Source organism: Aporhodopirellula aestuarii, assembly GCF_023701485.1.
In the GTDB taxonomy this organism is placed as follows: domain Bacteria; phylum Planctomycetota; class Planctomycetia; order Pirellulales; family Pirellulaceae; genus Rhodopirellula; species Rhodopirellula aestuarii.
Window position 1 is genome coordinate 1 of the sequence record NZ_JAMQBK010000044.1, and the last position, 22,151, is coordinate 22,151.

17 protein-coding genes are annotated in these 22,151 nt (G+C 54.6%); 4 read left to right on the plus strand and 13 right to left on the minus strand.

All coding sequences use genetic code 11. The features are described 5' to 3' along the window. Nucleotides 1–197: 197 nt before the first annotated feature. The 5 genes from NB063_RS16985 to NB063_RS17005 form a co-directional block, all read right to left on the minus strand. On the minus strand, nucleotides 198–1,733 hold the full coding sequence (locus NB063_RS16985; RefSeq protein WP_250929942.1) for an IS1380 family transposase: 1,536 nt from the start codon (nucleotides 1,731–1,733) through the stop codon (nucleotides 198–200). 288 nt (nucleotides 1,734–2,021) lie between these two features. Beyond that, complete coding sequence (locus tag NB063_RS16990; protein WP_250929943.1) at nucleotides 2,022–2,168, minus strand: hypothetical protein; 147 nt, start codon at nucleotides 2,166–2,168, stop codon at nucleotides 2,022–2,024. Between the two features lie 269 nt (nucleotides 2,169–2,437). After that, entirely contained in the window at nucleotides 2,438–3,214 is a 777-nt protein-coding gene (locus NB063_RS16995; protein WP_250929944.1) for a hypothetical protein, read from the minus strand. Nucleotides 3,215–3,288: 74 nt separating this feature from the next. Next, complete coding sequence (locus NB063_RS17000; RefSeq protein ID WP_250929945.1) at nucleotides 3,289–5,979, minus strand: WD40 repeat domain-containing protein; 2,691 nt, start codon at nucleotides 5,977–5,979, stop codon at nucleotides 3,289–3,291. Between the two features lie 451 nt (nucleotides 5,980–6,430). Then, nucleotides 6,431–7,783, minus strand: a complete 1,353-nt coding sequence (locus NB063_RS17005) for a protein kinase domain-containing protein (RefSeq protein ID WP_250929946.1) — start codon at nucleotides 7,781–7,783, stop codon at nucleotides 6,431–6,433. A 1,100-nt stretch (nucleotides 7,784–8,883) separates the two neighbouring features. Here NB063_RS17005 and NB063_RS17010 point away from each other — a divergent pair. Then, nucleotides 8,884–9,969, plus strand: coding sequence for a sulfotransferase family protein (locus NB063_RS17010; protein ID WP_250929947.1), 1,086 nt, complete (start codon nucleotides 8,884–8,886; stop codon nucleotides 9,967–9,969). Between the two features lie 24 nt (nucleotides 9,970–9,993). Here the strand turns inward: NB063_RS17010 and NB063_RS17015 are convergent, their stop codons facing one another. Continuing rightward, nucleotides 9,994–11,601: a cytochrome P450 gene (locus NB063_RS17015; RefSeq protein ID WP_250929948.1), complete on the minus strand. Its 1,608-nt coding sequence runs from the start codon at nucleotides 11,599–11,601 to the stop codon at nucleotides 9,994–9,996. 962 nt (nucleotides 11,602–12,563) lie between these two features. Between NB063_RS17015 and NB063_RS17020 the strand changes: the two genes are divergently transcribed. From NB063_RS17020 to NB063_RS17030, 3 genes are all read left to right on the plus strand, one after another. Further along, nucleotides 12,564–12,965, plus strand: a complete 402-nt coding sequence (locus tag NB063_RS17020; protein ID WP_250929949.1) for a hypothetical protein — start codon at nucleotides 12,564–12,566, stop codon at nucleotides 12,963–12,965. 148 nt (nucleotides 12,966–13,113) lie between these two features. Then, entirely contained in the window at nucleotides 13,114–13,341 is a 228-nt protein-coding gene (locus NB063_RS17025) for a hypothetical protein (protein WP_250929950.1), read from the plus strand. Nucleotides 13,342–13,582: 241 nt separating this feature from the next. Beyond that, nucleotides 13,583–13,882 carry a hypothetical protein gene (locus NB063_RS17030; RefSeq protein ID WP_250929951.1) on the plus strand — a complete coding sequence of 100 codons (300 nt, stop codon included), beginning with the start codon at nucleotides 13,583–13,585 and terminating at the stop codon, nucleotides 13,880–13,882. A gap of 478 nt (nucleotides 13,883–14,360) precedes the next feature. Here NB063_RS17030 and NB063_RS17035 read toward each other — a convergent pair whose 3' ends face one another. The 7 genes from NB063_RS17035 to NB063_RS17065 form a co-directional block, all read right to left on the minus strand. Continuing rightward, complete coding sequence (locus tag NB063_RS17035; protein ID WP_250929952.1) at nucleotides 14,361–18,758, minus strand: protein kinase domain-containing protein; 4,398 nt, start codon at nucleotides 18,756–18,758, stop codon at nucleotides 14,361–14,363. 220 nt (nucleotides 18,759–18,978) lie between these two features. After that, entirely contained in the window at nucleotides 18,979–19,365 is a 387-nt protein-coding gene (locus tag NB063_RS17040; RefSeq protein ID WP_250929953.1) for a hypothetical protein, read from the minus strand. A 274-nt stretch (nucleotides 19,366–19,639) separates the two neighbouring features. Then, complete coding sequence (locus NB063_RS17045) at nucleotides 19,640–19,780, minus strand: hypothetical protein (protein ID WP_250929954.1); 141 nt, start codon at nucleotides 19,778–19,780, stop codon at nucleotides 19,640–19,642. After that, entirely contained in the window at nucleotides 19,758–20,006 is a 249-nt protein-coding gene (locus NB063_RS17050; RefSeq protein WP_250929955.1) for a hypothetical protein, read from the minus strand. The genes NB063_RS17045 and NB063_RS17050 overlap by 23 nt, the downstream gene beginning before the upstream one ends. Nucleotides 20,007–20,273: 267 nt before the next feature. Next, complete coding sequence (locus tag NB063_RS17055) at nucleotides 20,274–21,020, minus strand: ABC transporter permease (protein ID WP_250929956.1); 747 nt, start codon at nucleotides 21,018–21,020, stop codon at nucleotides 20,274–20,276. Beyond that, nucleotides 21,017–21,286 (minus strand): hypothetical protein, encoded by a 270-nt coding sequence (locus NB063_RS17060; RefSeq protein ID WP_250929957.1) that lies wholly within the window; start codon nucleotides 21,284–21,286, stop codon nucleotides 21,017–21,019. Before NB063_RS17060 ends, NB063_RS17055 begins: the two co-directional genes overlap by 4 nt. After that, nucleotides 21,279–22,019, minus strand: coding sequence for a hypothetical protein (locus tag NB063_RS17065; protein WP_250929958.1), 741 nt, complete (start codon nucleotides 22,017–22,019; stop codon nucleotides 21,279–21,281). Before NB063_RS17065 ends, NB063_RS17060 begins: the two co-directional genes overlap by 8 nt. Between the last annotated feature and the right edge of the window lie 132 nt (nucleotides 22,020–22,151).

The following is a 22,151-nucleotide window of genomic DNA, read 5'->3' on the forward strand; positions in this document are numbered from 1 at the left end:
CCTGAATCAAGCGAACGCTTGATTCATTATCCCAGAAATCTGGCGTGTTCTGAGCGCGCGAGCGGCGAGCTCCCAGCTTGAGCTGGCAATGATTTTCAATGATGTCAGTGGGCATGATGGTGAGTTTCTTTCTGGGTGGGGCGGCCAGCGGCGGTACCAAGAGCATCCACGCCCTTGGCTTCATTGAGCATTGCATGTCAGCATCGAAGTGGCATCGCGATGTGATCCGAGAGCGTCAGTAAACAATCAACGCTTGGGCGGTAAGCTAACAGGCGTAGCTTTAATTGCCGTGCGCTGCGGATCACTTGAGCGGGGATCAGCATCAATGAGTTCAGATAGGTCGAGAATTCCATCCGAATGACTTTGCGTCTGACCTCCGCACGCACTCGACGCTGATTCGGGTTGCCTTTGACACGAACCAGCATCCCGCTCCATAACTTCAGCGTCCATGCCAGCGAAGCCATGACCATGTACGCCCAGTTGCTCTCCAGCGTGTCAAGCGGCGCACTTAGCGCACCACACGCCTTCCCCTGGCTGATCGTGTTCTCTTGATCGCAACGTTGGTTTCCATTTCGAATCACCTCGCGAGCGGAAACCTCCTTCTCCTGTTCGTTGGTGATGTAGAAAAAGTATTTCTGCGTGTCAAAAAGATGCTGCTGCCCACGCATCACCTTGATGTCTTTCCGGACAATGACCATCCGGTATTTGCGATTACAGGCGACAGGCTGGTAGTCGAATTCCGCGTAGCTCTCGCCTTGCAGAATTTGGTTTTCATATTCGTTGGCAACCACAATTCGCTCTTTGTAATTGGGGCGTTTGGCTCGCCCGTTCTCGGGCATGGGTCTTTGACGCGAAAGCGTGTTCCACGCCGATTGCGGCAGTAAATCGGCAATCCCGACAAGTGTTTTGTTCGCATCGTAACCCAGCACAAACGTCACGCCCTCGCGATCCCAATGATCCAAGTGCGTTGTTGACGAGAAGTCGGTGTCACCTCGCAGCCGGATTTTGCGAAAACCAGCTTCCTTGCACAACTCAATCGCTGAGTTGAAGTACATTGCGGAGTTCTCGTGGGAAGGACGATTGCCGCTTCGATTGGCGAGATAAAGAAGCTCTTGTGTCTCGGCGAGCGTGATGACCAACGGATGGTAACCCCACTGACCTTTGTGATTGATACCGATGCCTTGCTTCTTCTCACCGTAGGTTTCCACCATCGTGCCATCGGCTTCGATTGTCGCTTGATCGAGGAACTCATCGGGTTGTTGCTTCCAGACTTTCAGACGAGCTCGGTTGATCCCCTGCATCAACTGCATGATTTTGAACGAATCAAACCGTCGGCAGAAATCTCCAGCGGTCGTTGGATCCGGAATCCTCTGAGCTCCCAAAGCGTTCAGATAGGCTTCGTCGGTTCGACGAAGCTCGATGTGTTCCAAGCAGGTTCCACCAGCGAGCAAATTCATCGCGATATTGAAGACGTGGTCCGCTTCATCATAGGGCAGGTTCATCTTGAACACCGATGCGGCTTCATTGATGTGCTTTCGCAGGTCAAGTTGCTTGACAATCTGCATGATGAGACCGATACCACCGCACGAAATAGCCTGTGTTCTTTCGCTCAATTCAAACTTGGTGGCAGTGGGTCGGATCGCAGGAGACTGAAAAATGCCTTCGCATTTGTCGATGCGTTGTCGAATTCTCTGGTTGCGTTTTCGCAACTGTCGGCGTACTTTGGCGTTCACTCGGAACCCTCGTTTGCGTGCGTGGATTGAAGTCTTGGTAACCTCCAATACACGCGTAAAACGCCGAGGGTTTTCGAGTTTCTTAATTAAGACGAAAATCAAGCTTCGCTTGATTGAGGACTAGTTCGATTTTACCCAACTGAATCACCAGCCGCGGAGTATCGGGCGACCTCAAATAAAAGTCGCCTATCGTTGCACCATGCGAAACACCGTTTTTTATTCAGCTCAGTTCCTTGCAATTGTGCTTCCCGTTCTGGCGGCTGTGAGATTCGCGAAGTGAACTTCGGATCAGATGTCGTAGCGATGACTCTTGCCGGTCCAAGTCGGAAACAACAAGCACACCAACAGCCACAACCAAACGGCGATTAGATAAGCTCGCGGTACCAGCGGTACGCTAAGCGGTCTTTTCGTCTCGGTTCGAGAAACAGCGGTCATGAACTTTCAGCCTTCACGAATCGACGAAAACAGTTTAGTTGTTGTGCAGAGCCCCAAAGCAGCAGTACGCAGCGCTCTCGCACAAGATTTCGTATGGATCGCCAAACCAACAAAGGCAAATTGCGGATGCGAACTTGCTGAGCGGTGGAGAAGGAATGACTGACGCAGTTTAACGCTTACGGTTGCCGTCATGTCATTCAGCCGGTGTGCTGGACGCCAGATGACGTTCGTTGTTTTCAAAATTTCTGAAACACGCAAATTCCTTGGGTTCACTGGTAGATTTGCAGGAAGATTGGAATCAATACGGCGAAGACGCAAACGATGGTTGTCAGGATGCCAATGCGGGTTCGATTTGGATAGGCGGAAAGCAGGTGCAGTCCGCTCAACATGCCAACGATGCCGCCACCTGCCGTGATGCCGGCAAGAAACCCCGCTATTTGGCCTGCCGCAATGAAGGTGGTTACTAAGGCGGCAACAATGCAAACCGTGATAAAAGTCTGGAAACCTGCGGCAGCCAGCCCCGGCGACGCACTACCCTCGGCTTGCAACGATTCGACGACCGCGCGGCGCTTGCGGACGATCCAAGCGATGAGCAAGTGACAGGCAAGAGTGCTACCGATCGCGCTCAACAATACTGTGAAAGCGATAAAGATGGTTTGCTTCGCATCGGTACTGATCAGGGCTCCATAGATGAGCCAAATCACAGGCGCTATCAACGCGACTGCGAGAGCCACCAGGAGGCGTTGTCCTCTCGTCGCTCCACAAATCAAGCCACTCAAAGTTCCTCCTGACAACCCACAGACGGGAAGAAAGACTATCCCGAGCTCCATGAACCCGCCTTGGATGCCGAACCAATCCAAAAGGCCTGACTTGATTGCGATGGCGATCAGCATTACTGCGAGAAATGGAACCAGGCAGCTGCCATAGAGCGATCCAACTATCGCGCCGAGTCCACGATGAAGCACCGCGGGACCTTCGACCGGATCGACTCTGCGGTTTTCGTCCGGAACTCGTCCTGGTTCGTAAGGATTTGGATTGCTTGTCATGTTTTGATCGGGCGCGAGGTCTAGCTCAGTGATCAGCAGCAGGCTATGCGCCATCACAAAGCAGAAGCGACAACTTAATCTGCGGCGCCGTGTGTAAATTCGCTGACTTGCCATAACTTAATGCTCTTTGGTCCCACACTCGCTAAGATCTTTCCGTCGGGCGAGAAATGAAAGCCGGTTGCTGCTTCATGAGATAGCACTCCAAGCATCCGCCCGGTGCGAGTGTCCCAAAGATCAATTCCGGCCACCGAAGACGTTCTCTCGGCTTGTAAATAACCGCGATGATGGCGGATCAGTTTCGTTGATCGAGGCACCATTCTAAGCACGGCAACCACTTCGCCCTCGGGACTGAATTGAATTGACGCACCTCTCGAATGGCCCAAACGCACCACAAGACGTCCGGTTTCTGGATCGAGAATCGTCGTAGTGAAACGCTCTGGCCGGATGCTCCCGGTCACCAACTGACTGTCCGGTGTGAAATCGACGCTTCGCACACCATTGTGGTTGAATACTTCGAGAAGTTCCTTGTTTTCCACGTCCCAAAGTGATATCTCCCCATTAATGGTGTGAAAGCTTGCTGGGCAGCTGGCAATCAACCGGTCCGATGCAATCATCGCAAACTCACCGCTGATCAACACGACGTCCGTTGGTCGAAACACTTGTTTTGCTGAGGGTTGAAGTACAAACTTCCAGTAGCGGGAAATCACCTCGGAGCGGTCTGCTGAAGGTCGTGTTAATTGATCTGCTGAGTCTCCCCGGCCTCTTAGCTCGGAGACTCGAACTTCGTACAAGTGATTTGTCCCGAGATACAATTTTTCTCCATCCTTGGAAAACTGAAGTTGGTGAACGGGGCCGTAGATTCGATCGATGGATCGAAATTCGCCGTTTGGCATATTCCAAAGTGACAATTGGGCATTTCCGCCAACGGCAAGTAGTTTGTCATCGGAAGAAAATGCCAGGCTGTGCGGCTTACTAAGCGTGTTCTGGTGCTTTCCGTATGGACTTTCAGATGGCGAACTAAGCGAGCTCTGGCGCTTTTCGTACTTATTTTCAGATGGCGAACGAACAACGGCATTCGAGGGCGGTAGCTGCAGGCTCAATAATTTGGTTCCAGTCGAGACCTCCCACAAACCGACCTCCGGGCCGGATTGGCTGACAATGCGGCCAATCGCAAGATGTTCCCCTCGACTATCAAATGCCAAACAGAGAACTTTGCCACCTTGATCAATGATCGTGCGGACGAGTTCCCCCGTTTTAAGATCCCAAAGTTTGACTTCGCCGGTCTTTGCATCCCACTGTTGGATTGCTCCCGACCCCGTAGCAATCAGGCGACTATCGGGCGATAGGCATAGAGAAGAAACAAAATGATTGTGACCACTCAACTGGTATTGACGCTTGCCTGTTGCAAAATCGTATGCCGCTATGCGGCAGCTACGTTGCTTCTGAAGATCGTTCCTCCCAGCTTCCAGTACAACGATTGTCTTGCCATCTTTCGCGACGCGTACCAGCGGTGACGTCGAATCGACTTTCCAGTGCTTCCCGCCAAGTTGCAAGTCGGGTTCGTCGAGGGCGATCGACCGAGCTATCTTGCCATTCGCTGTTTCCCAAATGTCAACCGTGCGAGAAACAACATATTCGTCTTTGGTCGTGAAGCCCAACGCATTGTCAAAGACCCAGGGAAGGCTCTGAATCGAGTGACGAAAATTCAATTGTGGAACCGTATTGACAGGCTGTTCCTTCACGGGATTGATAAATTTGGCAATTGGTTCGCCTTCGTGCGAATCCCAGACAAATATCTTGCCCTCGATGATCCTCGCCCGCTTTTTTGAATGCTGGGAATGTAATCTAGGGTGAACGTACAAGCTGAACCAACTCACGTCGCGTTCGAGATCGAAAGAGTTGGAAATTGGTTTCAATTTGGCAGCTTCGATTTCCCAACATACGTGAGATACGAAGAGCGATTTACCGTCGCGTGTGAATCCGATAAGAGGACCAGACCAGCCAGTAGAAGCCGTGCGAAGCGAATCTGGTAACAACTTTGGGATCGGCAGCTCTCGACCCGTTTCAACTTCCCATAGTTTCAACTGTGATGTCCCATTCTTCACGTTCTGTGGCGCCGGCTTGTACCCAGCAACATATTTTCCATCGGCCGAAACGGTAGGACTAATCAGTGGCATGGAGCGGTCGATTTTTGTCTCAACTCGCTCCCAAGTCTTGGTGTTCCAAAATCGCAGTTCTGACGGAACAAGATCAAGCTGCTCTCTGCCCCGTGTCTGTGTAACCAATAGCTCTGCCTGCAGCAGAAACTGTGCGTGTTCGACATCACGATGAACCAGCGTTGCCAGACGATTTCCTGATTCCGGATCTAGAATGCTGACCTCCTGATCTGTCCAAACCGCCAGCACGCTACCGCTGTTATTGAATGCGAAACCCAACCACCCATCCGCGATTTTCGCTTTCGCATCTCCAGTTTCAACATCCCAAATGATCAAATCCACTCCGCGTCTTATGACTGAGTTAAGAGTTGTTCCATAATTCAACCTGCGAGACGTTGCCAGGAGAGAACCATCAGGACTAAAGATCGGTTGCGTTCGCCCCTGCGTCGTTCCGAAATGAAGTTCAGTTAACGGTTTCACCGACTCGTCATCCAACGGCGCAGCAGCAAGTCGGAAAACCGGAAAAAGGAAAAAGAATGAAAAGAAGAACGGAGTCAGGACGTAGCCCTGGTTCAGTCGCCATGCGATCGAAAGGAATCTAGAATCCATCGTTGAACACCCTCTTAGAAACAGAAAGAACGCTTATGCGGCGTGCTGAGTCTCGTAGCGAGCCGACATTTTACCAGCTGACCTGTTCTCCATCCCGAACCAATGAAGTGTACGATATGAATTTTGGTTCCAAGGGTTCGCATACGCCCTTTGGTTCAATGCTAGTCAGTGCTGCCCTGTGCATTTGGATGCATCGGCCGAGGCGGGCTAGCTCGTGGCAGGAATCGCGTCGGTATCTTCAGAATCCGGACACCGAAGCGCCGAAACGGCCCTCACCGAAAGTGCTCCGGTTTCATCGACCGGTGGATCGAAGGCGGAAACTTCGGCGTCGGCCACCGGAGCGCAGTTGAAAAACAGATTGCGATGTCCAATTTTCGACCGCTCTCACCCACCGCTCATCAACGCCGAACATGGTTGGGAACCCCGGAACGCACCCAACAGTGACATCAGATCATCCCTTACGAAGAAGCTCATCAATGGCGGCAAGTAGATTCTGCTGAAGCGGCGAACGTGCTTGATCAAGAAAGCCTCTGTCCCCAATTTGCCAGCGGCCCAGTTCAACGGGCTGATCATTCGGAAAGATGATTGACGCGCCGGTATACGGCTGCAAGGTGACGACGAAGCAAGAGTCCTCGATTGCCGTTCTCACCGATAACGAAAGGCCGCCAGCCTGACCGTGTCTATGCCGAAACGAAATCGTCTTTTGCGCCATACCTTCATTATCAGCTGGAAATGAAAAGTCGAGCGCCCTATCGGTTGTGTCAACCTTTAAAATAGACGCAGACCCTTCCGCAATTGGAACCAGAATGCGTTCGACAAGATCGAGCAATTTCTTCGACATGTCTTTTCCTTGATTATGAACGTCAAGTTTCGCCTGAATCTGGGATTGTCGAACGAGTTCCTCTGTTTCTAGCTTGAGTCGCTCATCAGGACTTACTGAGGCGTTAAGCAAATGACGCACTTGTTCCAAGAGCACGTCCGCGCTCGCCCATCGTCTATCGGGGTGCCACTCAAATCCCTTGTCGAAAATTTGCTCTAGGGTTTCGCGTTTCCATTTATCGATGCCCGAATCGAGTTTAGCACGGGCGCGCTCGTGCGGCTTTTGCCCAATCTCGTCCAGGAGGATTCCAGGTTCATCGCCGGTCAAAGCATAGAAAAGCAAGCCCACACATTGGCATATGTCAGTAGTATCGTTGCGAGTGGTCAAAGATGTTCCGGGTGAGTGCTCTGGCCCGACCAGAAATCGATTTCCCTTACGTTGACCGATTACGGTTGTGGCGCCGCTTGGCTGGTTATCGTCTATGTACGCCAGCCCAAAATCAATCAGCACGGGTGATTCGTATTCACCCGCGTCGGCGAAGACATGGCACGGTTTTATGTCACGATGGACAATACCCCGACTGTGGCAGTGCTTGATTATGTCGAGAACACCGATCGTCAATTGAAGTGCTTCTTCAAATACCAGGCCTTGCGCCACAAAATCTTCCAGATCATGCCCCATGACCCTCCGGGTGATCAGGTACAAATCCTCGGAGGACTCGTAGTCTTCCGCATTTGTATCCTCGACAGGCAGGACGCCTGGATGGTCAAGCAGACCCATAGCCCGTATCTCCGCGCAGAACATCGCCCGTCGGTCAGCAACGTTTTGACGCCGAAGTTTCTTGAGGATATAGCCAAACCCATCTTCAGGATCGGTTACTCGCCGAGCTAGAAAAGCATGCGATTGATTCCCGGCCTTGTCCGCCGCAATTTGCTCATCGCGAATCCAACCGCGTTCGAGTAGTACCTTGTCGAATTTATTCATAGTTCTCAAGCGAATGGTCGCTTCCACACCGTGCTCCCAGAAATCATCGGCAGGTTCACCAATCCGGTAATGACTTCCTGATGTTAGTGCTCGCCCCCCTCCTTCGCCAGGAGTCCGCAGTCACAAGAGTACAGACATTCTTTCATTCCCAATGTTCGCGGCAATTAGTCTTTGGAGCGCGTGGCAGTGTCGAATTCTGCACTGGAGAGCGGCGCCTACCGGAAGTAGTCGACGGCAATGTGAAAGGCTCTTCAGATGCCAACAGGTTTTCCATCAGCAGTTGGACGCTATTGCAAGTTCCAGAAGCACCTAAAAGGAACGCGCGACGCGTGCAAAGCAACCGTCCGAAAGTGGATCAGTCCCGAGACATCCGCTTTCATGGCTCTGCTACACGGAATCGAGGGCGAGTGCCTTTGCTACCAACGGAAGTTCTTGGGCGAATAGCTAACGGTCGATGAAGCCGGAGCACTTTCGGTGAGGACCATTTCGGCGCGTCGGTGCCCGAATTCTGAAGGCACCGAAGCGAGTTTCACCCCGAACGAGCTCAGTTCGGTCGATGCAGACCTCCGCGTTTTGGGTGAACGAATTGGTGAGGCCGTTAGCGACATAACGATCAACGCGGTGATTCTTAAGAGACGCCCTTTTCTATCCGTTGTGCATGGGGAGTCCCTTAAAACGGTGACGTTTGCATAACGCGTCGCATTGAGTTCGGCGGGCGTACCGGTGTGGCGACATCTCCACGCCCGTCTTCAAGGTGAGAAACACGCCGCGACGAGGCACTGCCTAACGCCGGCGATCAGGAGATTATGGGACATTCGTGTCAGATTACCGCTGCGGCGCGCGGTTCGCTGAGTTTTGCACCCTTCGTAGTTTGCGTTTCAGTTGCGTTTCCCGTACTTTACAAACCCGGACCGACGCTTGAGGGCGGCTCTTTACTTCATCGGCGATCAGGTCGCGAAGTTCACGGCTTCAGCCAGCGAGCGGGCCAAATCATGCCCAGGTCCGTTTCCTGCTGTGAACGAAATCACGCACTCAATCCGCGGCTGGCTGGGTGGCCGACCAAACCAAATGCCGAGCTGTGAGAAAGTGTTGGATCTGAAATGCAAACGTCCTTTTGCATGTGGCACGGCCTGACCTTCAACGGACTTTGTCGGGTCCTTCGCTGCCAGCCTCGATTGGCATGGTCTTACCTGCCGCGTTGGTTCTCGATTGCCGCCATGAGTGTCGTCAACTCGCTTGAAAATGTGGCTGAATCCGCCATCAATGGGCGCAGAATTCGCAACAGTTCTATACGACATCCCCCTCTCTTCATCCTGGGCCATTGGCGAAGTGGCACCACCCTTCTTCACAACTTGATGGCACTCGATACGAGTTTCTCATACCTCAATCTTTATCAGAGCATGTGTCCGGGACACTTTCTGTTGACCGAACCCATCGTCGCGCCACTAACGTCTTGGTGTCTGCCGAAGACGCGTCCGATGGATAATATGCCACTAGGCTGGAACGTACCGATGGAAGATGAAATGGCGGTCGCGGTGGACTGTTGTGTCTCACCTTACTTGATGGCCGCGTTTCAGGATCGCTTTGAACTTTACGAACGTTTTCTTGAGCCCGAACGATGGACCGACAAAGAGATGCGTCGTTGGGAGCAGTCGTTCTTGACGTTACTGAAAAAGCTACAGCTTCGCGACGACAAACCCGTTCTCCTCAAGTCCCCGACTCACACGTTTCGAATCCCAACGCTGTTGAACCTGTTTCCGGAAGCGAAGTTCATCTACCTCTTCCGAGATCCCTACGCTGTCATCCGTTCGACGCTGCATTTACGCCGCACGATGTTGGCGAGCAATTCGCTGGAACCGCCACACGGCCAGACAGCCTTAAAAGATACGCTTGAATTGTACGAACGATGTATCCGTCGTTATGAACAGACCAAACAGACCATCCCAGCCAATCAGCTCTGCGAGATGCGGTTCGAAGACCTCGAACTCGATCCGCTTGAACAGACACGTCGCGTCTACGAAGAACTGCAGCTATCGACATGGGACGAAGCATTTCCCGCGATTGGCGAGCACGTCAAGTCCATTCGAGGCTATCGCAAAAACGATTACACAGTGGACCGTGAATTGAAGCAACAGGTCCTCAGCCGGTTTGAATGGGTCTTCGAACTATATGGCTACAGTCAGTAAGCCGAACAGTTCGCAACCCGACACTCATGCGTGGTCATTCAACCCTTGATTAGAATGCGGACAGCCGGATCCTCGAATTGCATCGAAGATTCGGCGATCGCTGATTGGAGCGTCGTCTCGAAGCTCGAGTTTTACCAACGCCCCATCGGCAGGTTTTGTCGAAATGCCCGCGACGGCTGGGTTGTCCGGGCTTTGGGCAGAAAAGCGAAACAGCCTGATGAACGCCCCGACGACCAACGCGACTTCAAGTTCGCCTAGGTGTTTTCCAGGGCAAACACGAGGGCCGTGCCCAAAACCAAAATGAAGAAACTCCTTCGAACTTCGCTGGTGTTCGGCCAACCACTCCCAGCGTTCCGGTGCAAATGCCATCGCCGGATAACCGGTCGATTCAACTCCCCAATGATCTTCGTGACGGTTTGCATTCCAGTGATCCAACAAAACGTAGGCACCGGGGGGAACAACCAAGTCTCGCCCGTCCGGAAGTTCGACACGAATCTTTGTCGGTGCTCGTCGCGGCAGGAAGTAGAGAGGTGGGGTCAAGCGAAGCGTTTCTTCCAAGACTCGACGAAAGTAGGTTGCGCCCTCGAGCAGCTCGGGTGTATAGCGTTCAGCCTGCTGGATCTCTTGGAAAGCTCTCTGTTGGGCCTCCTGGTTACGAGCGAGGTGGGAGATCGCCCAACTTGCCAATGACGTCGTCGCTTCCAAAGCGCCAGCAAGAACGAGCCGCAGATTGCTCCTCAATGCATCGTCTGGAGCATCGGATTTGAACCGTTCCCACAGGCCACGGCCGGCATGTCGCCCTTCCAAAACAAGATCCACCAGCTCATTGAATATACGGTAATCCTCTCTCGCTGCAGCGACACCTGGAAAGAACCTCGGAAGTTCTCGGTAGGGGACGCCCAGCTTGATAACGGTATCGCCGACCATACGGTCGATCACGCGATCCAACGCAGGGACGTAACGCTCCACGATCTGCTGGTAGGAGACTTCGGCTCCGAAAAAGTTATGGGAAAGCAACTCAAGCATGATGGGCTTGATTTCGGTTTCCAAAGCGACGTGAACATTCGACCCGGTTTGTTGGATCCGCTCGTACAGCTTCTTTAAGCGTTTGCGAACGGTTTCACGGAATGTCTGTTCAAACTCCTGAAAACGCTCCGGCTGAAACAGCGATGTCTTTCCAAACGGCGCGGCAGCAAGCTTACGCTGACGGCGCCATTGAGGTCCGTTTGCGTACAGCAGCATGTCGTAGCCCGTCCCCTTGGCGATCCCCGTTGCAAGAATCGTATCTCGCTCGAATTGGCCGTCGCGATCGCCGGTTTCTTTGGAAATGGCCCGAATCAGTGCCGGATCGCGGGTGATCAGGACCGGTGGGAATCCCAAGACGTCGAGATAGCGTGAATGTCTTCCGTCACCCTCCAAATCATCAGCGTTCCAGTGGCAGCTCTGAAGAATCTGCAGCGGATTGCGGTAGTTCCAAAGGTGCGGGAACGGCAAACAGGGTCTCCCGCGACACACCCACGTCGGAATCCGCACAGGAACAATGCTACCAGCGAAAGGATTGCGTTGAAGCAACTGTCCGGGAAGCCGGCGAAGCATCGACGATCCGGTCACGGAACTTTGATGTTCATTCATTGGTCTCTATGTCCCATGCACTTGATATCACCGGCATTCGCCATCAGCTTTCTCCCTTTAATTATCACATCGTACAACGCCGGACGCTGTCGATGCTACAGTTGCTGCATTGGCCATTAGCAGCGAATTAGGTGAAGTCGGTGGAGTAAGTGCCACGCCGCTCATTCACGATCGGCCGCGACTTCCGACGATTGGATACTGCCATCGAGCAACGGATTACTCCCCACCGCAACCGCTATATGTCCGTCTGTGCCTGATTCGCCACGTCGGACATCGCGAGTCTTCCCTCGCCGCCTCGACAGTGCGTGGCGGCTGAGAGCGGCATTCAGAGATAGCAGACCACGGCGGCGACTGAGGTTGAGATGATGGCGGGAGTAAGATCTCCTGAACAGCCGTTTTGCCGCTATTGTCGAGCGTTGCCAAACCATCGCTCAGTCAGCGAAGTTGGACCAGCCGCCAGCTTGAACTTTTCCCAGAAAATGCCGTCGGTGCCTCACACCGAAGCGACTTTTCACGATTCTGTTCGGTGCCCCGGCGGCCGACTCCGGAGAAATTTCGCTAGACAGCGACCAAACTCAAGCATGGTAGGCTCGAAATTCTGAACCTTCCGCCACGGTTGCGGGGCTCATCGTTGCGATTTTTGTTGTACTGCCTCTTCGTCTGTGGTGATCGCCCCAACCAACACCCCATGTTCGCCGAGTAAGTCACCGCCGAGTACTTCATCAAAACCGAGCGCCGCGGTCGGACTGTCGACGAATGGAAAGCTCGACCTGAACAGCCCAACAACCACTGGCTGGACTGCCTCGTCGGCTGCGCCGTCGCCTCAAGGCATGCCCCCCGAACGCCAGCGACGATGAATTGCGGTCGTTCCTTGAAACCAAAGCGATTCCTCAATGCGGACTTTGTCCTAGCAAGCGTGTTCCGTTCAAACATCCCGACCCGACTCAAAGGAGTGAGATTCAATGAGACGTCCACCTGGTTCATTCAGTGGCGACGGTCCGCCGTCATGGCACCCATTCGTTCCACCATTCGATCCGGCTGGCAGTCCATCACCACCAATGCCGCCACCCACCGATCCGCCTGAAGGCTCAAGCACTGATGACGATACCTCTGCCTCAGAGAACGACGAGCGTCCCGATTGGTGGCCCGAGGATTGGCCGTGGCCGCCTGAACCCGAAGGCTCGACCGAAGTACTCGTCCCGCCGCCGCGGCACGTCTGGCCGCGTCTTCCGCCCGACCACCCATACCATTTGCCGCCTGGATTCTGGTGGCCAGACAACATGCCGCCCGGACATCCGGGCACGCCCGAGCCCGGAGACGAACCAGGTGGTAGCGATACTTCGTCAAGCGGAGAATGGGTGTGAGCCAATAGATAATGTGAACACGATCTCTTCGCATCGTAGATGACAGTCAGTTCTCGTCGAGCGTGACCTGCATTTTCATCATGCCTTTCGACGGTTAAAACACTTGCTAGGAATTCGCTCTACCCACTCCAGCAAGGACAGACTCGTCATGGCAAAGAAGAAAGCAAAGGCAGCGACCAAAAAAAAGGCATTGACGCTCAACGACATCTACGACCAGGTTTCTCGCAAGGCAGACACTCAGGGCGTCAAGATCAACGTCGCAGAAACCAAACGTGTTCTCGCTTGCTTTTTCGATGTTCTCGAAGACTACAAACCGGCCGACGCGTTCGACTTTGTCGCCAAAGGATTGAAGCGGGCTGGCACTCGCCGGCGTTAGCCATTTTTAGTGAGTCTCTGCATGCGGTTTGCTTCGCTTTGAGCGCCGCTTGTTTTGATGGACGAGCTTGAGACGAACGACTATCTGAAAAGTGGAATGCATCCACTTCGATCAGCTTGCTTGCCATCGAATGTATCGCTACGTTCGATAGAAGCGAGAGGCAATCGTGACGACAACGCGTTAGTTCTTGCTATGAATGAACGACCCATGCATTCTAGGTGAACTGAGGGAACTCTTTGCGATGTCCGAACCACTGTTGAAAATCAGTAATCATCACGTTCCTGGATCAGGCGATCCACCAATCATTGATGACGCACAGGCAGATCAGTACATCGGCTACTTTGAGAATCTGTTCGGTGAGCAATGGGTATTTACACGAGATCGGGCAACGGGCATTGCGATTCTGCGCGGAGGCGACATCGGCTGGAACACACCCATCAATGTGACCGATGGCATCACTGGAAAGTTGACGCTCAACCCAAGTGAAGCACAGTGGTTGGAGTCTTGTCTCGCCGCCAGCCAAGCATTTGCGAGAAGGTAACACGCCGCTTGTGCAGCCGATCGGAATTCCTAGCAAGGCAGTCGCACGCCTCCTCTGCTCTTCTGCAGTCACGATTCAGTTCGTAGTGATCGTGACGATCACGCAAGCCTTCAGCGTCCGATAACATGGGCTATGTCGCGAGGAGTTGCGGGTCTCGCCGATTGTGCGGCTCGGGTCTAAGCGATTACTCGCACTGGACCGCTACGACTCAGTAGGCAATCAGGATCGCGAGGACCGCACCAACGATTCGAGACCGAACAGGACCCATCGAGCGACTCCAAGTGCTTCGGGCGTGTCAGTTAGCGGGCGACCCGCCGCTTCCTCATTGCGTCGTTTATTCTTGACATTCGTTTTCTTGTGTTCCGAGCTATCGAGCGATTTCTTCAATTCTCGTTTCCGGGCCCTGCCTCAACTGATGGATCCGAACTCGCACTGTCTTCAATTTCAACGGTGAGACATACGTTGTCGTGTGGTGGGGTCACGGTTGCGATCCGTTGTTTTCCATACCGCTCCACTTGCGGTACTCCGCCCTTGTGATGAGCTCGTCTAGCATGTAGAAGCTGAGGCTGCCACGGAACTCTTGGCGACCGTCGCCAGCCACGCTGTGTAGCACTCCATCGTTGTCATACACAGCGGCGAACACCGGACCATGATGGCCTTGCAGAGTATCAAGACTCGTGCCGTCGGCCGTTTCCAGCACATGAATCTCGCCTTGTTCGGTGGAGCATGCGAGTCTTGAGCCGCTTGGCGAGAAGGCCACGTGATGAACCAGCAAGTTGGCCAATTCTCGCCGGAAGATCAACGCACCCGACTTGATGTCGCGCACTTCAACCACGCCACCCGAAAATGCGATTGCCAAACGCGACTCATTGGGCGAAAAACACAGGGCAACTACCGCGGATTGATCATCGAGGTCGCTTGATTTTGCTGTGGACGGGTTCGAATCTGTCACTTCATCGTCTGCAGTGGTCGCTTGCGGTATGACGGTGATTGCGGCGCTCGCTTCGGCCTCCGACTTGAATATTTCGCTAGTCAACCGCCAACATTGGACGGTGCCATCTTCCCGTCCGACTGCTAGCAGCTTGCGGTCATGGCTGAATTCCAACTTGACCGCGGGGGACATCTTCGACGACAGCGTCCTCCGCTGGCTAGTCTTCACATTGAACAACTGAACCTCGCCTTCCTCGAGACCGCACGCAAGCAGCGTTGCGTCGCGACTTAAGTCGAGCGAGCGGACCTTCGACTCCACCTCGCCCAAGACGGTTCGTTGCTCATCGGTCATTGACTGCAGATAGAGCTGATCGACGCCATCCCATGGTCCCTGGGCCCACGCGACCGTCAGCCCCTGATCGTAAAAGACGGCGCGCGCGTTTCTCGCCGTTTGAAAATTCGCCTGCTCCAGTTGTCGCCCCGTCGTTAAATCCCAAATCATGATCGGCGCGTCATCGCCGTAGGTCGCCAACCGCGTGCGGGATCGATCCAACGTCACTCCGAGCTCGCCGTCGGCGTAGCCGGGCAAGGGCAGAAACTGCTGAGGTCGACTCACCACCCATGATCGCACGGTGCCGTCTTTGCTGCCACTGAGCAGCGTGCCGTTGGTCGACAACGCCAGCGACTGTATCTCGTCTTGATGACCGGTTAGGGTCAGGAGTTGAAGTCCGTTCGTCGCATCCCATACTCGCACCGTCCGATCGCGTGAGCTGCTGAAGAGTCGTCGCCCTCGTGGTCCGAACAGCACCGAGGTGGTGGGCCGGCCATGCCCGTCGAGTACAGCAAGCGACTTTCCGCTGCGCGCGTCCCAGATCTGCAAGCCGCCATGGTGGCTGGCACTGGCAAGTTGGGCGCCATCAGGACTGAAGGCGATGGCGACGCTCACGTTTTCGGCTGTCGGTCGGACGCGGTGTTCGTTGGCGAAGATTTGCTTGCCAGTCTCTGCGGACCATAGTTGGACCTGTCGTCCCCCCGTGGCGACAGATTTGCCGTCGGGGCTGAACGCAATGCCGTTCACACGGCCGTCGATGTCGCTGACGACGAGACGCTGGTCGCCGGTCGTTGCATTCCAAATTCGCCACTCGCCTGGCCGCACGGCGTCTTCGTCGGGGCGTCGTCGATACGCGCCTCCGCCGCTTGCGATCCATCGGCCGTCCGTGCTCCAAGCCACTGACTTCACGGTGACCCGATGTCCCTTGAGGGTCATCAGCTCGTTGCCCGTTTCGGCGTCCCAGAGACGAACGATGCCGTCTTTGCCCGTGTAGCCCCCGACAGTAGCGAGCCGCTTGCCATCGGGACTGAATGCCATGCTCCAGATCGTGTTCAGATGAGCGTTGAATTTGCAGAGCCGCACGTGCCTTCGCCGCTCCCAAACCTCGACCGATCCCTCCGGCCCGTCGACCGCCAAGCGACCACCGTCACTGCTGATCGCGATCTGGCCGACAGGCTCGTCTCGCTGCACTTCATAGGGCTCGGGCTGCGCGGGCCAGAGCCGCACGACACCATCATCGCCGCCGCTGGCCACAAGTTGTTGATCAGGTGAGATGTCAACACTTAAAACGGCGCCGAGATGGCCTCGATGCAGCGTCCTGGGTTCGCCCGTCGCTAGATCCCAGGTCCGCACGGTACCGTCGTCGCCACCACTGACCAACACCTGATCGTTGCGACTGATCGCTAACGTCCGCACATCATCGACATGGCCCGTCATGACTCGCAGCATGCGGCCCAAATCAATATCCCAGACACGAATCAATCCGTCAGCACCTGCCGTCACGAGACGCTCGCCTTTGAAGTCGAACCGTAGGGCATGAATCGCTTGCTGACCGGCCTCCAGCCGAAGCTGCTCCTCGCCCGTCTCGGCGGACCAGACTAGCACCTGGCCATTCTGCAGTCCGGCAGCGACCTGCTTGCCATCCGGCGAGATGCACGTCGTGAGCGCACCGACATCAGTGGCTTGACTCCAAAGCGGCTCGCCGGTCGCGGTGTCGCACCACTGAACCTTGCCTTCAGGCCATCTTGTGGCCACGGCCAGCCGCGTTCCGTCGTGACTGAGCGCCAGGGCATCGGCACGCAGCTTCCGCTTGCTGGCGGTTGCCATCACACGCTTCATCTCCGCTCCATTCCAGAGCTCCACCATGCTGCGGTCGCCAATGGCAATTGTTTCGGACGACAGATTGGCTGCCGCGGCCGACAAACTTAGTTTGGTCGTGGTGGTCGTCATGAGTCGCCCCTCGGCGACATCCCATCTCCGCAGTGTTTTGTCGGTGGCCGCGCTGATCAGTTGCCGGCCTTCATCAGCGAAAGTGACGAACTTGACGGCACGCGTGTGGCCTCGCAACGCGCGACCTCGCGTGAGTTGTGTATGAATAAAATCGTGCTCCCAACCGCGCAGGTCCCAGCGACAACCATCCAATGCGGACCAAGCCGAACGTGTTCGGTTGGACTGCAGGCTTTGAAACGCGTCGCCAATCCGCATTGCATACACCTGTCGCTCGGAGTGTTCCTGAGCGGCCGTGGCTTCGGCCGCCAGTGCTTCGGCCTGGAGTTGGAGTGACGCGGACCTCTGCGAAGCCTCTTCGGCGATGCCCCTCTGTCTTGCTTCTTCGCGAGCGCGACTCTCTGCGAGGATGGCGAGCGAGCTGGAAACGGCAAGACCAATGACCAGCGACAGGCCGAGCAAACTCAACAGCGACGCGACCAGTGGATTCCGCCGACACCATCGCCAGCCTCGTTGCACGCGACCGATAGGCCGAGCCCGCACGGGGCGACCATCCAGAAAGTTGCTCAGATCATCCGCCAGCAGCGCGGCTGTTCCGTACCGCTTGTGCGGTTCTTTCTCGAGGCACTTTAAACAAATCGTCTCCAGGTCCTTGGGCACGTTGGGATTCAGGGTCGCTGGCCATACCGGTTCCTTGTGAATGACCTGCAACAGTGTGTCGACTGCGGAGTCGGCGACAAATGGCGCGCGACCGGTGAGGCACGCGTAAAGCACGGCGCCGAGCGCGTAGACATCCGCGGCGGGGCCAACGAGGTTTTGTCGGGCTGCGGCCTGTTCCGGCGACATGTAGCCAGGCGTTCCCAAAATTTGACCGCTAGCGGTCAACTCCTCCTCACCTGCGCCGCCCTTTTCGTCCTCAAGTATTTTGGCCAATCCAAAGTCCGTCACGTGCGTCTGATTCTCCGCGTCGACCAAGATATTGGCCGGCTTCAGGTCTCGATGGAGCGTACCCTGTTGATGAGCGAAATGGACGGCCTCAGCCACCTGCCGCACGAGCGTGGCGGCGTGAATGGGCGACAGCGTCTGATCCCGAACTTCTTCCGAAAGGCCATGCCCGTTGATATAGTCCATGGCGATGTAGTGATGACCATCATGCTCGCCGACTTCGTGAATCGTAACAATGTGAGGATGCTGAAGACGACCGGCTGCCCGAGCCTCGCGATAGAACCGTTCGACATCACTTGCTCCCGCCAGTCGACCGGCCAGGATCATTTTCAGAGCAACGGTTCGCCCTAGTTTTTGCTGACGCGCCTTGAACACCACGCCCATGCCACCACGGGCAATCTCTTCGATGATTTCATACTCACCGATGTACCGAATCGACTCTCCCTGTTTGAAGTCCTTGGGGCCGGATACCGAATCCATCGTGTTCTCATAGGCGGAAATAGCAACACGCGATGGTGGGACGTCACCAAAGTCTGATGCCACTTGCTCGAGCAATTGCCGATCATTGAGAAACCGACCAATCTCCTCGGCGAACTTGGGAAAGTCTTTGACTAATGCGTCCCGGTCGATGGTCTCGCCCCGCTCGAGCGACTCCAGACAACCAACCAACAGCGATTGGAACTCGGGATCGTCGAGGAATTGGGATTCCGATGGACTGGTCATGACTCTTCAATGAGAACGGAAACGCTACGCAGCAACCTAATCAGCCTACTGATTCAGGCGGGAACGAAAGGTGGAGATGACGGAGATTCTTGACGAATTTACTTGATTGAACCGAATCGACCGCGGGCCTGACCTGCTGGTCGATCTGGAAAAACTCGTGTGGTCGCGGCAGCGCACAACAAACGCAGTTGTAGGCTGCTAAAGCCGATAGACGCGAAATTCAACTTGCCACCAACCAACGCAAAAAGAAAAAAGCGATCAAACACGATGGAATTTGTACGATCACCAGGGCGACTTTCGCTCGCGGATACGATCGAAAGCCAAGCTTCATCCCGATGAAGGAGAGGATGACGACCGGACTGACGGGGAATCCGAGGAACAGAAGCCAGAGAATATCTCGACGCTCGAATGATTCGATGGTCATGTGCAGCAGCGCGGCTGTCGTCAGCGGGAACACGATCGCTGAGAGCACGCCCAAGGCTTCGGGCAGCCCATCGTACCAATGCCCAAAGTGGGTTTCGTCGTGCCCATCATTCGCGTCGGTCTTCTCGTCATCCGAGAGCGGCGCAGTATCGTCGAGGAACAACGAATCATCTGTCCCAGTCATTCGTTGCCTCCGGGCGAGTGGTTTCGTCTTCGGATTGCATCTTCGCATGTCGCCGAATGCCGGAGCCAATGGCGATCCCAAGCACTGTTACGCAAACGCTTGAGATCATTTCGGCTTCTGTGAAGTCCGACGCTCCGAACCGATAGTTTGAAAGACAAAGCTGCGAAACTGCGGCGACGGAAAAAGCCAAGCGAAGCGACTGCTTTCGCAGTCCAGTCGCCAGGATCCAGGTTGTTAATTGAATGACGTGAAACATGTTTGAGCAAATCCAATGTTAATTCGCGATCGCGACGAGGTAATCATAGGATGCACCCGAATTGGGGCGATCAGACCGCCGCCGCGATCCGGCGTACTCCAGCAAGACTGCCGTCACGGCACCGAGAACGCACACGTTAAGCTTGCTGATTATTGTCATGCGAGTGTTTCTTAATCGCGGCATGCTGCCTGGAGCTGTGAATCGAGGAGGCGATGACAAACCCTCCCACCAAGGCGGCCGAAGTCAGAATCAACACGCGCCAGATCGGGACTTGATCGTATTGAACCATCTGCCTTGCCATCTCGCCGATAATTACACCGAAAATCGCACCGGTGAACGATTCAGCGAACCGCCGATTCTTCTTTTTGTTAGTCAGTTTTGGCATTGTTTCGGTGTGTTCTGATATATTGAGCAACGTCTTCAGTTCTCGACGGAAGACGAAGAAGTCCACCAATACGTGTCTACCCTGCGTAGGAAACACTCCAGGCGGTTGGGCAAAGGATCGGGCAATGTTTCTAATCGCCCGGCGTATCGTGTGAGCCGGTGAAGCGTGAGTGATCGGCATCCAGGGCCATCGGTGTCAGGGGATCGAGACGAATGCGCTCGCATGCAACGATACGTTTCGACAGCACACTTCATCAACGACTCAATCTCATTGCCCCAAAACCATGTCATGCTCAGCAAGGATGGAATATTGAATCCCTGGATGATTGCGAGCCAGCACGTTTCGGATGATTTTCTTCGTCGGCGTGACCTCGCCCAGGTCGCCGACTTTGATCCAGATCCGATCGAGTGGTAATGTGGGCGGCAGGTCTCCGGGGCTGGGAACGGGTTGAATCGTCGAAGGCTCCAGATGTGGATTCAGGTCCATGTAGATATCCGCAAGAGCCACTCCATGACGGGTGACTTTCGGTTTCCCCACAACACCAATGATCTTGAATTCACGATTGTTCAGTAAAACCGTTTTGCCTATTGCCTCTGCCCCCGCAAACAGCTCGTCGGCCATCGTTTGCGAGATCACAATCACGGCATGACTATTTTTCGCGTCTTCGATGCTGAAGAAGCGTCCACTGGAAAGTTCGGCTCGTGCATCAGTGAGCAGATCTTGCGCGTCCAACAACGTCGCACAAATTTGCACCTGCCGTGTTGTGTCGCCGATGGATATCGCTGCATCGGTCCGGCGTTCAGGAACTGCTTTCTGTGCGGTTGGAATGCTGGCTCTGAACTCATTGAAATCTCGCTCGGTCAAAATGGCGTCAGAGTCTTGCTGGCCTTCGGCGACCTCAATACGAATCCACCGGATCGGAAGCATCTTTTCGGTTGGTTGTGAAAGCTGGCAACCTGCCATGACGCAGAATGCCAACGTTGCGACGGCCGTTTTCATCAGTCGGATGCTCATTTTTTGGCTTGGAGGTAGTTCACGATCCAACTTGCCAGGTAGCCCAGTGCAAGGATAACGAACATCAGACTCGCACCTAAAGCAACGCCAACTAAGTTCGGTGTTGAGTAAATGGCTGCGCCAAATGCGGCAAGCGCCACAAACACTGCCGTCGGTAAAATAACTCGTTGGATCATGACTAACTGTTGCTCCCGGATCGTGTGTTTCTTTGTGGTGCTAGTGAGTTGATCGTGGTTGTGATGTGCGTCGGCGAGTTTGCTATTCACTGTCTTTCGATCTTTGATGTTGAACTTCACTCTTCTTTGCGAACGCGCGTTCCGGAAACTTTTTCATGGCGACTGTGTAGTAACATGCCCATGGCAAAAGTTCCTTGCCGGTCCCCGTCATCTGATCCGGCGCCGCGTCAAATCCCCAGAACAGGTAGAACGGTTTTTCAGCGATCAAAAGATAGTGATCATCTCGGCTCACTTCGTGACCAATCGGGATGAGACTTGCATTGGCTCCCGAGTGTTGGATGCTGATTTGGCGGGACTTTGTAAAACAGTCGTGAGTGCCTTTCTCGGTTGGCTGCGGGCGAAAACTGTCCCAGAAGATGGCTTCCACGACAGGCTGAATCGTGGTCAGCTCCCCACGATTGACATTCAGGTTGCCGAGTTGCATTCCCAACTCGCTCAATAGTTGTTGGCCGCCGCCGCCCATCGCCAGAATGGGAAGTTTGGCGTTTTTAATCACATCGTCGGCGGCATTGAATCCCCAAACGGGAGTCGTGTCCGCGCCGATAATGATCAGATCTTTCCCAGCGAATACCTGCTCGTCCAGGTCGTAGGCTGGCAGAATCTGCGTATCAATCCGCCGCAGCTTCAGCAGCTTGGCGAATTCTTGCGCCGCACGTTTTTGGTCTGCATAAACAAAGACGACTTTCAGCGGCTCTTTAAAACCTTTGGAGCGTTCACCATCCTGCTGTTCAGCTTGCTGAGCTCGACAATGCGAATCAGGCAAGACGGCAATGCCAACAAACGCTATCAGTATCAAACCCGCAAGGAAACGTTGCTGAGGCCAGAACGACTGAATTGGTGTGGATGGGTTGATGGAGATGGTTGGGGGGCGTCCAACGTTGCCACGTGCTATGCG

Excerpts from the sequence above, each read along its gene's own strand:
- NB063_RS16990 (WP_250929943.1), bottom strand. The coding sequence starts at position 2,168 with ATGACCGCTGTTTCTCGAACCGAGACGAAAAGACCGCTTAGCGTACCG.
- NB063_RS16995 (WP_250929944.1), bottom strand. The coding sequence starts at position 3,214 with ATGACAAGCAATCCAAATCCTTACGAACCAGGACGAGTTCCGGACGAA.
- NB063_RS17000 (WP_250929945.1), bottom strand. The coding sequence starts at position 5,979 with ATGGATTCTAGATTCCTTTCGATCGCATGGCGACTGAACCAGGGCTAC.
- NB063_RS17005 (WP_250929946.1), bottom strand. The coding sequence starts at position 7,783 with ATGAATAAATTCGACAAGGTACTACTCGAACGCGGTTGGATTCGCGAT.
- NB063_RS17010 (WP_250929947.1), top strand. The coding sequence starts at position 8,884 with ATGCAAACGTCCTTTTGCATGTGGCACGGCCTGACCTTCAACGGACTT.
- NB063_RS17015 (WP_250929948.1), bottom strand. The coding sequence starts at position 11,601 with ATGAATGAACATCAAAGTTCCGTGACCGGATCGTCGATGCTTCGCCGG.
- NB063_RS17020 (WP_250929949.1), top strand. The coding sequence starts at position 12,564 with ATGAGACGTCCACCTGGTTCATTCAGTGGCGACGGTCCGCCGTCATGG.
- NB063_RS17025 (WP_250929950.1), top strand. The coding sequence starts at position 13,114 with ATGGCAAAGAAGAAAGCAAAGGCAGCGACCAAAAAAAAGGCATTGACG.
- NB063_RS17030 (WP_250929951.1), top strand. The coding sequence starts at position 13,583 with ATGTCCGAACCACTGTTGAAAATCAGTAATCATCACGTTCCTGGATCA.
- NB063_RS17035 (WP_250929952.1), bottom strand. The coding sequence starts at position 18,758 with ATGACCAGTCCATCGGAATCCCAATTCCTCGACGATCCCGAGTTCCAA.
- NB063_RS17040 (WP_250929953.1), bottom strand. The coding sequence starts at position 19,365 with ATGACTGGGACAGATGATTCGTTGTTCCTCGACGATACTGCGCCGCTC.
- NB063_RS17045 (WP_250929954.1), bottom strand. The coding sequence starts at position 19,780 with ATGACAATAATCAGCAAGCTTAACGTGTGCGTTCTCGGTGCCGTGACG.
- NB063_RS17050 (WP_250929955.1), bottom strand. The coding sequence starts at position 20,006 with ATGCCAAAACTGACTAACAAAAAGAAGAATCGGCGGTTCGCTGAATCG.
- NB063_RS17055 (WP_250929956.1), bottom strand. The coding sequence starts at position 21,020 with ATGAGCATCCGACTGATGAAAACGGCCGTCGCAACGTTGGCATTCTGC.